The sequence below is a fragment of the Streptosporangium subroseum genome, assembly GCF_900188345.1.
GTDB lineage: Bacteria > Actinomycetota > Actinomycetes > Streptosporangiales > Streptosporangiaceae > Streptosporangium > Streptosporangium subroseum.
On sequence record NZ_FZOD01000005.1, the window covers coordinates 311,591 to 326,772 of the forward strand.

A 15,182-nucleotide genomic window follows, 5' to 3' on the forward strand; every position below is an offset into this window, starting at 1 on the left:
GGAGGGACACCGAGCCGTCCAGGCTCATAGATCATCGAGGTGGGTAGCGATAGAGGGCGTAGTCGCCCGAGCGGATCTGAAGATCGGCGAAGTCCCCGATCTTCGAGCCGGGGCCCAGGTGACGTTCGTCGGCCAGGAGCCAGTCCACTCCGTAACGTTCGCGCAGGCGCTGGACCGCGAGCGCCGAAGGCGCGTTGAAGACCTCGTCGTTCAGCCGGATTCGCTCGTCATCCCAGAACGGAAGCTCGAACGCGGGCCGGCCCGGGCGCCAGCGGTCCAGGTTCCGGGAGGAGTACGCCCACCCCTCGACCAGGACGTGCCGCTCGGACAGGGCGGCCACCCAGAAGTGGTGGCTGTCGCACGGATTCTCGTATCCCCAGAAGCAGTGGGCGTTCGTGGCGACCAGGTCGTCCGGGTCCGAGTGGTCGCGCAACCACCGCGCGATCGTCAGGGTTCCCTGCGGGATGGTCCGCGCCGTCAGCTTCGACACCGTCGGCGTGCGGCCGTCTCCCAGGGCGTCGCTCGCGACCCTGAGGGCCCGGGCGTGCAGATCCGCCGGCAGGCCGATGGCCGCGAAGGCGACGGTCACGAGAGCCCAGGCGCGAAGGCGTCCCTTCATGACCGTCAGGACGGCCGCCGCGAGAAGGGAACCGGCCAGCAGCACGAGATAGGGCCGGTACAGGACGGTATCCGGCCGGCTCGGGGCGAGGGGAACCTCGACGCCGCCGACGAAGGGGACGAGATAGACGGCGAGCAGCCCCGCGGCGGCCGCGGCGGCCTTCGCCGTGAGCGATACCCGGGCCCGCCGCAGGACGACAAGAAGTCCGTGTACCGCGACGATCACCAGATAGGGGTAGGCGCTCCAGAGGAAGAAGAGCTGGCTCCGCGCGGGGTGCCCGAGCAGGAGCGTCGCGCCCATGCCCGCCGCGCCGATTCCCAGCATGAGGGACGTCTCGGATCCCAGGATCAGCCGCGGGCGGCTCAGCAGCCCGAGGATTCCCGACCAGGTGACGAGCCAGCACAGCACGAAGATCAACGTGACGCCGAGCATCGAGGCCGGTGAGGGACGGGCCTGCTCGCCCAGGCCCGTCCACTCTCCCCAGGCCGTGCGCATGAAGGAGAGGGGATCCACGACCATGCCCTGCCTCGCCTGGCCGAACAGCACGAACTGCGCGTAGACGAAACACGCCGTCGTCATCCCGAGCGCGGCGAGCGTGGGCCACGGCGGCCGTCGCCGGACGAGCTCGGCCGCGACCACCGCGATGAGCCCCACCATGAGCAGGGGCAGGTAGGTGGCCTTCGCCCCCATCACCGCGATGAGCGAGACACCCAGCACGACCCACCTGCCGGGGCCCTGCCCGCGGCTCCGGAAAAGGTCGCCGAGAAGGATGACGACCAGGACGAACAGCAGGGATCCGAAGGTCTGGGTGGGACTCATCCAGGCGAGGTCCGGTACGCCGCCCCAGGTGAAGACCACGTCCGTGCCCAGATACAGGTTCGGCGGCGCCACGAAGATCGTGCCTCCGACGGCGATCAGCGCACCCGCGCGCGAGCCGATGACGCGCTTGCCGATCATCCCGATGAGGACGACAAACGCGGCCAGCATGGGCAGCATGGCCAGGCGGAGCAGCAGCACCAGCGGCTCGATCCCGGTCACCCAGCTCGCCGAGGCGAGGTGCGCGTACACGAACCAGTGGTAGAAGAGGGGCTCGCCGGAGACCATGGGCATCGTGGGCGGCACGTGGTGCTTCAGCTCGCCGGTCAGCGCCAGATGGAACGGCACGTCGACGTTGGTCCCCAGCCCCGGCCAGCTGAGGGAACGCGTGAAGAACGTGAAGGCGCTCCAGCCGACCAGATACACGACGACCAGCGCGAGCGACCAGGACCACCAGAGCGGCGCAGCGGAGCGGGGCATGCCTCTCCAGTGCCGGCGAAGGCGGGGAACCAGCAGGAAGGCCGCGTAGGTGGTGACCGGCCACACCAGGACGCATAGCGGCAGCCCGGCGGCCCGGGCGGCGATGTAGACGATCACCTCTACGGCGTAGCCGAGGGTCACGCCGAGCGCGACCTCCTCCGCGAGCGTGCGGGAACCGGGATACAGGGCCCGCACCAGCAGCACGCCCGGCAACGCGACACCCAGTGCCACGTAGGCGCCGAAGAGGGATATCTCCGAGCCGGAAACGCCGTAGGCACTCAGCACGACCACGCTGAAGACGGTCGCGAACGCGACCGGCAGCCATCGCGACGCCAGGAAACGCCGCACTCCTCGGGGAGAGGGCGAAGACGCCTGCCGGCGGACGAAGGCATCCGGCTCCGTGTCCGCCCCGGTTCTCAGCGGGTTCGCAGCGGAGTCAGGAAGGGACGGAGTCGTGGTCATGCGGGTAAGTCTGATCACTTCGGGCCTTTGGGCCGGTCCAGACCTCCGGTCCGGCCGATATTCTTGCCACTCTTTTATGCGGTGTCGGGACTGATTTCCTCCCGCCGAGAGACAGGGGCGCCCGACACGCCCGGCTCGCCGCCGAATCGGCGGTGCGAGAAGGTCTGGCTCCTACAGTCGGGAATATCTCATCTCGAAGTGACGGGGGTCCTGACATGGGAGAGAAACTGGCTGTCGTCGGCCAAGGGTACGTCGGCCTGCCACTCGCGATGCGGGCGGTCGAGGCCGGGTTCGACGTCGTGGGGATCGACGTGGACGAATGGCGGGTCAAACGGCTGAACGTGGCCGAGTCCTATGTCGAGGACATCGGCGACGAGGTGCTGGCCGCCGCCGTGCGTTCCGGTCGCTATCTGGCCAGCACCGACTACGCCGACGCGGAGGCGTTCGACGTCTGCGTGATAACGGTGCCGACGCCCCTCCGCGAGGGCGCTCCCGACCTTCGCCACATCGGTTCGGCGGGCCGGTCCGTGGCCCCGCTGATACGGCCGGGCGCCACGGTCGTCCTGGAGTCGACCACCTATCCCGGAACCACCGAGGAATACCTCCGGCCGCTGCTCGAGGAGGGCTCCGGACTGCGGACGCCGGAGGACTTCTTCCTGGGCTACAGTCCGGAGCGGATCGACCCGGGCAACCCGCACTGGCGTCTGGAGAACACGCCGAAGGTCGTGTCCGGGATCGACGAGGCCTCCCTGGAGCGGGTCCGGGCGTTCTACGGTCTCCTCGTGCAGCCGATCGTCGCCGTCTCCTCCCTCCAGGTGGCAGAGCTGTGCAAGCTCCTGGAGAACACCTTCAGGCACGTCAACATCGCCCTGGTGAACGAGCTGTCGATCTTCGCGCAGCAGCTCGGGATCGATGTCTGGGAGGCCATCGACGCCGCCTCCACCAAGCCGTTCGGCTACATGCGCTTCACCCCGGGCCCCGGTGTCGGCGGGCACTGCCTGCCGATCGACCCGTCGTACCTGTCGTGGAAGGTCAAGCGCAGTCTGGGACACAACTTCCGGTTCGTGGAGCTGGCGAACGACATCAACGACCACATGCCAGATCATGTCGTGAACCGGTTGATCCTCGCGCTGAACCAGCGGTGCAAGCCGCTCAGGGACAGCCGGATCCTCGTGCTCGGGCTCTCCTACAAGGCGAACGCGGGAGACTGCCGCGAGTCACCCGCGATCGAGGTGGCCAGAGCCCTGCGCAAGCTGGGCGCGAAGGTGCGGGCCGCCGACCCCCACATCGACGACTTCCTGATGCCGCCGGGGATCGAGATCGTCGAACCGGTGGCCCGGGAGCTGGCCCAGGCGGACGCGGTGGTGATCCTCACCGACCACGACTGCTTCGACTACGGGCTGATCCAGCGATCGAGCACCTTCGTCTTCGACACGCGTAACCGCTGCAGCGGGCCCAACGTGGAGAGGCTATGACCTCAGGACGCGGGCGATCAGCTCTTCGACCTGGGAGTTGAGCCTGGAACCGCGTGGCCATCCGGCGTAGTGGGTCAGGAAGACGACGATCTCGCGGAGCTCCGCGGGGGTGAGGTCCCCGGTCCGCAGCGCCGCGTCCAGCTGGAGCTCGATCTCGTCGTCCAGACCCTGGCCGACGAGGAGGCCGAGGAGCAGCAACCGGCGGTCGCGGACCGTGATCACGTCTCTGGACCACACCTCGGCGAACAGGTGCTCGACGGTCATCCCGAGGAAGGCACCGGAATCGTCGCCGAGGTGGTCACGGCCGTTCACCCGCTTCATGGCCTCCAGCCCGCGGGCCCGGCGATCGGGGGAGGGGTTGTTCGCGTGGTCGCTCATGAGGACTCCGAGTACGTCAGCCAAGCCGGTCGGGGCGCGAGCGCAGCGAGGGGCGTCTCGACCCCCTCATCCTTCGCCAGTTCCAGCGCCAGAGATAGATCCCTTTCATTAATCGCCCCGATATATAGCTATGTGTCGTGCTGAGGATCCTCCGGCGTTACAGAAACCGTCGCCTTCCCCGGCATGACCGTCCCCGGCTAACCTAACCGGCGCCCGGCGACCCCGCGGCCACGGCCGCGGAGCACGGCGGTTCCGGGGGATGATCGATTATGGGACGCGAAAACCCGGATAATCGAGGCATGTGGTTCGACATCCTCGGCCCCACGCGTATTCGGCTCGACGGTGAGCGTGTGGTTTCCGTGAGCGGTCAGGGGATGCGCGCCCTGCTGGTGCTGCTGCTCCTCGACGCGGGGAAGGTGGTGACCACCGAGCGGCTGGTCGGCGGGCTGTACGGCACCGACCCCCCGGCGGGCGCGGCCAACGCCCTGCAGTCCCAGGTCTCGCGGTTGCGCAGGGCGCTCGGCGCCCGGGACGTGATCGAGTTCCATCCGGCGGGCTACCGGCTCGTGGTCGACGCCGACGCCGTCGACGCCCACCGTTTCGAGCGGCTCGCCGCCGAGGGGCGCCGAGCCCTGGCGGCCGGTGACCCCGGGCGGGCGGCCGGGCTGCTGGGTGAGGCGCTCTCGCTGTGGCACGGGCCCGCCCTGGCCGACGTGGGAGAGCCGCCGTTCGCCCAGGCGTTCTCGGCCAGGCTGGAGAGGCTCCGGCTCGACTGCCTGGAGGACCGCGTCCAGGCCGAGTTGGAACGGGGCCGCCACCGCGAGCTCGTCGCCGAGCTGCAGGAGCTGACGGCCGCCCATCCGCTCAGGGAACGGCTTCAGGGACAGCTGATGCGAGCGCTGTACGGCTCGGGGCGGCAGGCCGAGGCCCTGGAGGTATACGGCAGAGCCAGGCGGATCCTCGGCGAGGAGCTCGGCGTCGACCCGTCGGCCGAGCTGGCCGCCGTGCACCTGGCCGTGCTCAGGGCCGACCCCGCGCTCACCGCCGTCCCCGGTTCCGCCGCCACCCGGCTCGGCCTGCGGGCCCAGCTGACCAGCTTCGTCGGCAGGGAGGACGAGACGTCCCGGCTGCATGCGCTGCTCGGCGAGTCGAGGCTGGTCACCCTGGTCGGCTCCGGCGGGGCGGGAAAGACCCGGCTGGCCGGAGAGGTCGCCGGGGCGCGGCGGGGCGACGTCTGCTTCGTGGAGCTGGCCCCCGTCTCCGACGGCGAGGAGATGGCGCAGGCCGTCCTCGACGCGCTGGGGATCCGCGACGCCGTTCTGCTCCCGCCACCGGCGTCCGGCCGTCATGTGCCCGATCCGCCGGCCCGCCTGATCGCGGCGCTGGCCGACCGCCCGCTGCTGCTCGTCCTGGACAACTGCGAGCACGTGGTGGCGGACGCGGCCGAGCTCGTCGACCGGCTGCTCGCCGCCTGCCCGCGACTGCGCGTCATGGCCACCAGCCGGGAGGCGCTGGGCATCACCGGAGAGACGCTCCACCCGGTCGCGCCCCTGCCGGTGCCGCGGGCGGGCACGAGCACGCGGGAGGCGCTCGGCTATCCAGCGGTGCGGCTGTTCGCCGACCGGGCGGTCGCGGTGCGGCCGGACTTCCGCGTCGACGCCGGGAACGTCGAGCGGGTGCTGGACATCTGCCGGGCGCTGGACGGGCTGCCGCTCGCGCTGGAGCTGGCCGCGGCGCGCCTGCGCTCCCTGCCGGTGACCGAGCTGGCCTCCCGGCTCGGCGACCGGTTCCGGCTGCTGTCGCGCGGCAACCGTACGGCGCTGCCGCGGCACCAGACGCTGCGCGCGGTGGTGGCCTGGAGCTGGGACCTGCTCGACGAGGGCGAGCGGCTCCTGGCCGGACGGCTGACCGTCTTTGTGGGGGGCGCGACCCTGGAGGCGGCCGGGCGGGTGTGCGGCCTGCCGGAGGCCGAGGTCGTCGACCTGCTGACCTCCCTGGCGGAGAAGTCACTGGTCGAGGTGGTCGGCGAGCGCTACCGGATGATGGAGACCATCCGCGCCTACTGCGCGGAACGGCTGGCCGAGACCGGCGAGGTGGAGGAGCGCCGCGAGGCGCACGCGGCGTACTACGCGGACCTGGCGGCCGAGGCCGACCCTCACCTGCGCCGCGGCGAGCAACTGGAGTGGCTGCGGCGGCTCGACGAGGAGCGCGACGACCTGCACGCCGCGCTGCGCTGGGCCATCGAGACCGGCCGGGCCGAGGTGGGACTCCGCCTGCTGGCCGGGCTCGCCATGTACTGGTGGGTGCGGGGGCGGCGCTCCGAGGGGGAGGGCCTGGCCACCGACCTCCTCGACGTGATCGGGCCCGACCCGCTCTCCGGGCTGGAGCAGGAGTACGCCATGTGCGTGCTCGTCGCCTCCTCCGGCGAGTCGCAGACCCCGGAGCTGCGGGAGCGGCTGGAGCGGGTCAGGCCGCTCGTCCCGCCGATCGACCGGCGGTACCGGTGGCCGTTCCTCGGGATACTGTGGCCGATGTTCACCGGTCCGCCCCCCGGTTTCGCCCTCGACCCGCTCTCGGCCCAGACCGCCCTGGTCGTCGCGGATCCGTGGCTGCGGGGGCTGTCCCACTTCGGCGTCGGCTATCTCCAGCTGTACGGCGACGACGCCGGGGGAGCCGAGCGCTCCTTCGGGGACGCGCTGGAGCTGTTCCGTTCCATCGGAGAGCGCTGGGGGGCCGTGTTGACGCTGGTCGAGCTGGCCGAGCTCGCCGAACTGCGGGATGACAGGGTGGCGTCGCACGCGCTGGCCGACGAGGCGCTCCACCTGGCGGAGGAGCTCGAATCGGCGGAGGACATCGCGGAGCTCATCTATCGCAGGGCCCTGGGGTCCGTGCGCGCCGGTGACCTCGCGACCGCCCACGCCGAATACCTTCGCGCGGCCGAGTACGCCCGCCGGGCGGGCACCCCCGAGGCCATAGCCGGGGTCCGGCGCGGCCTCGGCGAGATCGCCAGGCTCCGCGGAGATCTGGACGAGGCCCTCGTCCTGACCCACGAGGCTCTGGCCCTGTGCCCGCAGGGGTGGTACAGCGCCGAGGAGAAACGGCTGCGCATCATCGTCGACCTGGGCCGGATCGCCGCGTCGAGTGGCGACGGGGCCGAGGCGAGGGCCTGGTACGGCAAGGCGCTGGAGCAGAGCCCGCACCGCTACCTGCTGGTGGCGGGCGCGGCGGCCGAGGGACTGGCGGAGGTCGCGCTGCTGGAGGGCGACGCCGGGGGAGCGGCCCGGCTGCTGGGCGCGGCCACGGCGTTGCACGGCACCGCGACGGCTCACCCCGACGTCGTCCGCACCACGGCGGCCGTCCGCGCCCGGATCGGCGACACCGCCTACGAGGAGGAGTGGCACGCGGGGGCACGGATGTCCCGGAGCGAGGTGCTCGCGATGCTCGTCGGCTGAGCCGTCATGCGGGGTGCTCGCGAGGATCGGCGTGGTCCCCGAGGAGATCCTCCCCGAATCGCACGGGTGACGTGTTCCCCCCCACAATGAGTGCGGTTCCATACATGCTGTGAAAGGGGAGACCCATGGGATGCGCCCTGGTCACCGGAGCCTCACGAGGGCTCGGCGCCGCCATCGCCGTACGGCTCGCGGAGGACGGCTGGACGGTCGCGCTCAACTACGCCCACGACACCGGGGGTGCCACCGCGATCGCCTCCGCGATCGCCGCGGCCGGTGGGAAGGCGCATCTGGCCCGCTTCGACGTGACCGACGAGGAGTCGGTACGGCGGGGCGTCGCCGAGGCGGCCGAGCAGGCGGGTCCGATCGAGGTCGTGGTCAACAACGCGACCGGGCCACAGCCGCTGATCCCCCTCGACGAGCAGACCTGGGACGACCATCTGGACCAGCTGAGGTTCTTCGTCAAGGCGCCGCTGCTGATCCTGCACGCCGTACTCCCGGGAATGCGTGAGGCGGGGGCGGGCCGGATCATCAACGTGGGCAGCGAGGTCGTGGACCTGGGCAATCCCGAGATGGGCCACTACGTCTCGGCGAAGGCCGCCATGCACGGGCTGACGCGTTCCTGGGCCAATGAGCTGGGCCGGGAGGGAATCACCGTCAACACCGTCGAGCCCGGCTGGATACCGGTGGAACGGCACGAGGGCGCGGACTTCGGGGACTACCCGGAGAGGGTGCCGCTGGGCCGGATGGGGGTGCCCGCCGAGGTCGCCGACGTGATCGCCTTTCTCGCCTCGCCCGGTGCCCGCTTTGTCACCGGACAGCGTCTTGCCGTCAACGGCGGCAGAACGATGGCTTGACAGCCCTGACACCGTCCTGACGGGCCTGGGGTTCTGACGGGTGCCGGCGGCGGAGCCCGGGGCGGTTTCCGGAAATCCTCCCGGACTCCGATCCCTGGACATCGCCTCGGCTTCCGGCGGGAACCATCGGGTCCGTTTTTTGGAAACGGGACGTCCATTTTGTTGAGAGCGCTCTCACATCAGCGCTGACCTGGGTGTTTTCGCGCGGTCAAGTCCCTCGCTACTCGATTGGACAGGCCTGTGGAGGCCGGTTTCGTCTCCTCGCGCCCGCCGTCGAACAGCGGTGCGGCTGAGAGAGCGCTCTCGCGAGCTCTTGACGCAACTGTCATCACAGGGTCAGGATCTGCCCAGTGCGGCCTCAGAAGGCCGCAATGACCGTTGACGCGCTTCAAGAACGGACTGTCCATGACCAAACCTTTCGCCCGATTACGTGCTCGCCGGAGCGGGCTCGCGCTGCTGGCGGGCTTCGCCCTTCTGGCCGGGGGCGCCGGGATTCCGAGCGCGGACGCCGGGACGGGTAAAGGCGTCCGGCAGCCGGTGATCGAGGGTCCGGCCCTGGACTCCGACGGCTGCGCCCGCATCGAGAAGAAACTGCCCACGCTCGCGGACTGGCCCAAGGTCAAGAGCCGGATCAAGCAGAACCCGGCCGACGAGAGGCGGGTGGCGAAGATCCTCGCCGGCATGACGCCGGCCGAGAAGATCGGGCAGATGACCCAGCCGGAGATCGGCGCGATCACCCCCGAGGAGGTCAGGCAGTACGGCATCGGCTCGGTGCTCAACGGCGGCGGCTCGTGGCCCGGCCGCGACAAGCACGCCGCGCCCAAGGCCTGGCTCGACCTCGCCGACGCCTACTGGCAGGCGTCCGTCACCACCAGGACGAAGATCCCGGTCATCTGGGGCATCGACGCCGTTCACGGCAACAACAACGTGTACGGCGCGACGGTCTTCCCCCACAACATCGGCCTGGGCGCCGCGCACGACCCGTGTCTCGTCCGCGACATCGGATCGGCGACGGCGGAGCAGATTCGCGCGACCGGTCAGGACTGGGCCTTCGCGCCCACGCTCGCCGTCGTCCGGGACGACCGGTGGGGGCGCACCTACGAGGGCTTCTCCGAGGACCCCCGGATCACCCGTGCCTACGGCTACGAGGTCGTCAACGGCCTGCAGGGCGGAAACGCGCACCGCGTCGACGAGGACGGTGTCATCGCGACCGCGAAGCACTTCATCGGAGACGGCGGCACCGTCAGGGGAACGGACCAGGGTGTCAACCCCTCGTCCGAGGCCGAGATGATCAACGTGCACGGTCAGGGCTACTACGGCGCGCTCGCGGCCGGCGCCCAGACCGTGATGGTGTCGTTCAACAGCTGGACCAACGCCGACCTGGGCATCAACCAGGGCAAGCTCCACGGCAGCAAGTACGCCATCAATGACATCCTCAAGCAGAAGGTGGGCTTCGACGGCGTCGTCGTCTCCGACTGGAACGGCATCGGCCAGGTCGCCGGATGCACCAACTCCAGCTGCGCGCAGGCGATCAACGCCGGCCTGGACGTCGTGATGGTGCCGAACGACTGGAAGGCGTTCATCGCCAACACCCTCGCCCAGGTCACCAGTGGCGAGATCCCGATGTCGCGCATCGACGACGCGGTGACCCGGATCCTGCGCGTGAAGCTGCGCGCCGGTGTGTTCTCCGCGCCGAAGCCGTCCGCCCGCGACCTGGCCGGGTCGGCCCGTGCGCTCGAAGCGAGGAAGCTCGCCCGCGAGGCCGTTCGCGAGTCGCAGGTCCTGCTCAAGAACAACAACAGGGTGCTGCCGCTCGCCGCGAACTCCAAGGTGCTCGTGGTCGGCAAGAGCGCCGACAGCATGCAGAACCAGACCGGTGGCTGGACCCTCACGTGGCAGGGCACCGGCAACACCAACGCCGACTTCCCCAATGGCACGACGATCCTCGGCGGCCTGCGGGAGACGCTGGGCGAGGCCGACGTCACCTTCAGCGAGACGGGTGACGGCGTCGACCCCGCGGCCTACGACGCGGTCATCGCCGTGATCGGTGAGACGCCGTACGCCGAGGGGGTCGGAGACCTCGGACGGCGCTCGCTGGAGGCGGCCAAGCTCTACCCCGGCGACCTCGCCGTGCTCGACAAGGTCTCGGGCAAGGGCACACCCGTGGTCACCGTCTACGTCACCGGCCGTCCGCTCTGGGTCAACAAGGAGCTCAACCGCTCCGACGCCTTCGTCGCCGCATGGCTCCCGGGCACCGAGGGCGGCGGCGTCGCGGACCTGCTCGTCCGGAGCTCGCACCGGAGCAGCGGCTACACCGGCAAGCTGTCCTACTCCTGGCCGAAGAGCGCGTGCCAGACGCCGCTCAATCCGGGCGACGAGGGCTACGACCCCCTCTTCCCGCTCGGATACGGCCTGCACTACGGGCAGAGCGGCTCGGTCGGGGTCCTCGACGAGACCGCACCCGAGCTCGGCTGTGGCTCCTCGGGTGGCGGCGGCAACGCGACCGAGGACCTCGAGATCTTCAACCGGACGGACGTCCCGCCGTACAAGAGCATGATCGGCTCGGCGGAGAACTGGGGCGGCACCGAGATCGGCGTCGACGGCCAGGCGGCGCACTCCGAGATCAACGTGGTGCCGTCCGACGTCAACGTGCAGCAGGACGGCCTCAAGGCGACCTGGACCGGCAGTGGGCCGGCGCAGTTCTACATGCAGAATCCGGCGGGCGGCACCGACCAGCGGGGCTACCTCAACGCCGACGGCGCCCTGGTCTTCGACACCATCGTCCACCAGGCTCCGGCCGCGAGAACCGTGATCAGCGTCCACTGCGTCTATCCCTGCTTCTCCGAGGTGGTGGCCACGTCGCTGTTCGCGGGGCTTCCGATCGGGAGCAAGACGACCGTCAAAATCCCGATCGCGTGCTTCGCGACGGGAGCCCTCGACCTCGAGGTGATCAACACGCCGTTCCTGGTCTACACCGAGGGCGCGTTCTCGGCGTCGTTCGCCAACGTCCGATGGGTGCCGCAGGCGGCCAAGGACGCGGATGCCAAGAAATGCACTGATCTGACCTGACCGGTTGGGGCGGGGGCATCTCCACCCGCACCGGCGGGCGGAGCTCCGCCGAAGGCTCCGGGGGAACCGGCGACCCGATTCCCCCGGAGATTCATCAGTCGAACTCGCCATCCTTGACGCCGCCGACAAAGGCGCTCCACTCGCTGGGAGTGAATGCCAGCGCCGGGCCGTCCGGATCCTTGGAGTCGCGGATGAGATAGAGCTCATCGGCGTCTGCCTTGTGCCCGGCTACAGCCGGGTCACCCGGAACAACCGCCACTTCCACGCAGTCCCCTCCGTTGGTGCTGCGACCGCTCTTGCGCCACGCGACGCTGGACAGATCCATCGTGGACCCTCGCACTCTTTCTTCTTTCTACGGGCTGAGGTTGGAAAATCTCTTCGCCATCTGGGCGATGAAGGCGGTCGAGGCCTCCGGGTCGAGAGCCAGTGCTGACAAGCTCTCGAACATGGAGGCGTATCGGCGCACTTCCTCCGGGTCGTCCGGCACGTGCCCGCTCGCGGCCTGCTCCAGGTAGAGCAGGTCGGGATCCTCGGGCTCCGGAAAACTGAGCAGGCAGAACTTGCCGTCCATCGCAGCGTGCTCTCCGGCGGAGAAGGGGAGGACCCGGATCTCCACGTTGGGCAGTCGGCTGAGATCGATCAGGTGTTCCAGCTGCGCGGCCATGATTTCGCGGCTGCCGATTCGACGCCGGATTACTGCCTCGTCGAGCACCGCGACGAGTTGGATCGGGTCCCCGGGACCGTGCAGCAGCCGCTGACGCGAGATGCGCACGGAGACCTGCTCCTCGACCTCGGAGGGGTCATGGACCATGGAGGTCGCCCTGGTCACAGCACGTGCGTACGGTTCGGTCTGCATCAGGCCTGGGACGACCAGCGGCTCGTACGAGCGCACGAGCGACGCCTCCGCCTCCAGCCCGATGTAGGAGTCGAAGCCGGGCTTGAGCGTCTGGCGATGCTGGTGCCACCAGCCCCGCCGCCGGGCTTCGACGGCCATCTGGATCAGGGAGTCCCGCGCCTCCCCGGTCACGCCGTACACGTCGGTGAGGGCTGACACGTCGGAGGGTTTGGGACGGGTCAGGCCCGTCTCGTATCTCCAGACGGTGGTGTCGGTGGAGCCGATCCGCTCGGCCACCTCCACCCGTGACAGCCCACTGCTCTTTCGCAGACGACTTAGTTCAGCCATCAGGCGGCGATGCCGGGCCGTGGGGCTGCGCCGAGAAGCCACGCATCTACCTCCCTCCGTTCTATTACAGGAAAACTGTGGAATCTCAACATGAGCTATTGCAGTCCTTGATAGAACAGTTCACCGTGAGTGAGTGTGCCATCCCGGAGCGCGATGTGCATGTGAACGATGCATGTCGGGGAGTGAGGTTAGCCATGACGGCCGGACGCCAGACTGTCTTGCCTAGATCGACGGTCACCCTGCGGGGGGTGCCGGAATCGGTGGCGGTGGCGCGGCACCGGGTCAGGGAACTCCTGGGGGAGGGGCATCCCGCGTCCGACGACGTCGTCCTGCTGGTCAGCGAGGTGGTGACGAATTCGGTGGTCCACTCCGGGTCGAGCGGCGGCGGCAGGGTGGCGATGACCGTGGCGGTGGGATCGGAGGCCGTGCTCGTGGAGGTGCGCGACGTTGGATCGGGGACGTCGGTGCCGCACGTGCGCAACGAGCCGGAGGCGGAGAACGGCCGGGGCATGTTCCTGGTGGACCTGCTCGCGGCCCGATGGGGAGTCCAGGACGACATCGCCCGGGGATTCAGGACTCTCTGGTTCGAGGTCGACTTCTGACCTTTATAGCCCGAAGTCGGATATGGCGATGAAGTGAGCCGTACAAGTCTTTAAAGTTGGGTCTTTCCGAATCGACGTGGTTGCTTGACTCTCAGTGCAGGCGCGTGAAAAATCCGAGATCACGTGTCTGAGGAGGATCTAGGTGAGAGGCCGTCTGACCGTGGTATTCACGGTCCTGGCGCTGCTGTGTTTCGGCATGACCGGGGCGGGTGCCTCGGCTGAGCCACAGCCGAACAGCCAGTACAAGGTGCAGGGTCCGAGCAACTCGGAGCAGCGAAGCGCGGTCGCCGCCACAGGTGCCGCGATCGACCAGGTCGACTCCGCCTCGATCGTGGTCACCGCCACCGAGTCCGAGGTCGCCGAGATCAAGAAGCTCGGCTACGCCGTCAGCAAGATCTCCAAGCCTCTGTCCCCGGTGGGACCCGAGGATCGTTCGGACTTCCCCTCGGCCGACTCCGCTTACCACAACTACGCCGAGCTGACCGCCGCGGTCAACCAGATCGTCGCCGACCATCCGACCATCGCCAGAAAGATCAGTTACGGCACCTCGTACGAGGGCCGTGACCTGATGGCCGTCAAGATCAGCGACAACGTCGGCACGGACGAGAACGAACCCGAGGTGCTGTTCACCCATCACCAGCACGCCCGGGAGCATCTGACCGTCGAGATGGCGCTCTACCTGCTCAACCAGCTCACCGACGGCTACGGCAGCGACAGCAGGATCACCAACCTGGTGAACACCCGCGAGATCTGGATCATGCCCGACCTCAACCCCGACGGCGGCGAGTACGACATCGCCGGCGGCTCTTACCGCTCCTGGCGGAAGAACCGGCAGCCCAACGCGGGCTCGTCCTACGTGGGCACCGACCTCAACCGTAACTGGGCCTACCAGTTCGGCTGCTGCGGAGGCTCCTCCGGCTCCACCTCCAGCGAGACCTACCGCGGTACGGCGGGCGAGTCCGCCCCGGAGACCAGGGCGGTCGCCAACTGGGTGCGCAGCCGGGTGGTCGGCGGCGTGCAGCAGGTCAAGTCACACATCGACTGGCATACCTACGGCGAGCTGATCCTGTGGCCCTACGGCTACACCTCCAGCGACACCGCCCCCGGCCTGACGCAGGACGACCACGACGCGTTCGAGGCGCTGGGGCAGAACATGGCCTCCACCAATTCGTACACCCCCCAGCAGGCCAGCGACCTCTACGTCACCGACGGTTCCATCGACGACTGGATGTGGGCCACGTACAAGATCTTCAGCTACACCATCGAGATGTACCCGACCGGGACGTCTCCCGGTTTCTACCCCCCCGACGAGCAGATCGTTCCGCAGACGACCCGCAACCGGGAGGCCTCGCTCCGTTTCCTGGAGTACTCCGACTGCGTCTACCGGATCATCGGCAAGGAGTCGCAGTACTGCGGCACCGGCACCCCGCCGACGACGGTCTACTCCGACACCTTCGAGACGGCGACCGGCTGGACGACCAACCCCGGCGCCACCGACACCGCCACGCTCGGCCAGTGGGAGCGCGGTGACCCGGAGGCCACCACCTCCAGCGGCGCCAAGCAGCTCGGCACCACCGTCAGCGGCTCCAACGACCTGGTCACCGGACGACTGGCGGGCGCGGCCGCCGGCGACTACGACCTCGACGGCGGCACAACCAGCGTCCGCTCACCCGCGATCACCCTGCCGAGCGGAACGCTGAATTTGTCGTTCTCCTGGTATCTCGCGCACGGCTCCAACGCCTCCAGCGCCGACTTCCTCAGAGTGAAGGTCGTCGGTTCCACCACCACCCAG

The 15,182-nt window shown here is 69.2% G+C and carries 10 protein-coding genes; 6 read left to right on the forward strand and 4 right to left on the reverse strand.

Going from position 1 to position 15,182, the window contains the following annotated elements; translation table 11 throughout:
- Positions 1–31: 31 nt before the first annotated feature.
- Complete coding sequence (locus tag CHC08_RS07950; RefSeq protein WP_143653142.1) at positions 32–2,377, reverse strand: hypothetical protein; 2,346 nt, start codon at positions 2,375–2,377, stop codon at positions 32–34.
- 215 nt (positions 2,378–2,592) lie between these two features.
- On the opposite strand from CHC08_RS07950, the gene CHC08_RS07955 reads away from it, so the two are divergent.
- Positions 2,593–3,852 carry a nucleotide sugar dehydrogenase gene (locus CHC08_RS07955; RefSeq protein ID WP_089206522.1) on the forward strand — a complete coding sequence of 420 codons (1,260 nt, stop codon included), beginning with the start codon at positions 2,593–2,595 and terminating at the stop codon, positions 3,850–3,852.
- On the opposite strand, the gene CHC08_RS07960 is transcribed toward CHC08_RS07955, so the two are convergent.
- Entirely contained in the window at positions 3,847–4,230 is a 384-nt protein-coding gene (locus tag CHC08_RS07960; protein WP_089206523.1) for a carboxymuconolactone decarboxylase family protein, read from the reverse strand. The two genes, CHC08_RS07955 and CHC08_RS07960, sit on opposite strands and share 6 nt — an antisense overlap.
- Before the next feature lie 299 nt (positions 4,231–4,529).
- Here CHC08_RS07960 and CHC08_RS07965 point away from each other — a divergent pair, with 299 nt between their 5' ends.
- The 3 genes from CHC08_RS07965 to CHC08_RS07975 all read left to right on the forward strand — a co-directional run bounded on the left by CHC08_RS07965 (position 4,530) and on the right by CHC08_RS07975 (position 11,605).
- Complete coding sequence (locus CHC08_RS07965; protein WP_089206524.1) at positions 4,530–7,682, forward strand: AfsR/SARP family transcriptional regulator; 3,153 nt, start codon at positions 4,530–4,532, stop codon at positions 7,680–7,682.
- A 125-nt stretch (positions 7,683–7,807) separates the two neighbouring features.
- The gene (locus tag CHC08_RS07970) at positions 7,808–8,536 is read left to right on the forward strand and encodes an SDR family oxidoreductase (protein WP_089206525.1); all 729 of its coding nucleotides are present in this window, start codon (positions 7,808–7,810) and stop codon (positions 8,534–8,536) included.
- A 405-nt stretch (positions 8,537–8,941) separates the two neighbouring features.
- Complete coding sequence (locus CHC08_RS07975) at positions 8,942–11,605, forward strand: glycoside hydrolase family 3 protein (RefSeq protein WP_089206552.1); 2,664 nt, start codon at positions 8,942–8,944, stop codon at positions 11,603–11,605.
- 94 nt (positions 11,606–11,699) lie between these two features.
- On the opposite strand, the gene CHC08_RS07980 is transcribed toward CHC08_RS07975, so the two are convergent.
- Complete coding sequence (locus CHC08_RS07980; RefSeq protein WP_089206526.1) at positions 11,700–11,930, reverse strand: DUF397 domain-containing protein; 231 nt, start codon at positions 11,928–11,930, stop codon at positions 11,700–11,702.
- Positions 11,931–11,957: 27 nt separating this feature from the next.
- Entirely contained in the window at positions 11,958–12,788 is an 831-nt protein-coding gene (locus tag CHC08_RS07985; RefSeq protein ID WP_245878198.1) for a helix-turn-helix domain-containing protein, read from the reverse strand.
- A gap of 248 nt (positions 12,789–13,036) precedes the next feature.
- On the opposite strand from CHC08_RS07985, the gene CHC08_RS07990 reads away from it, so the two are divergent.
- A complete protein-coding gene (locus tag CHC08_RS07990; RefSeq protein ID WP_179281937.1) occupies positions 13,037–13,390 on the forward strand; it encodes an ATP-binding protein in 354 nt (117 codons plus the stop codon).
- 142 nt (positions 13,391–13,532) lie between these two features.
- The coding region (locus CHC08_RS07995) for a M14 family metallopeptidase (protein ID WP_245878199.1) at positions 13,533–15,182 on the forward strand (1,650 nt) is incomplete at its 3' end.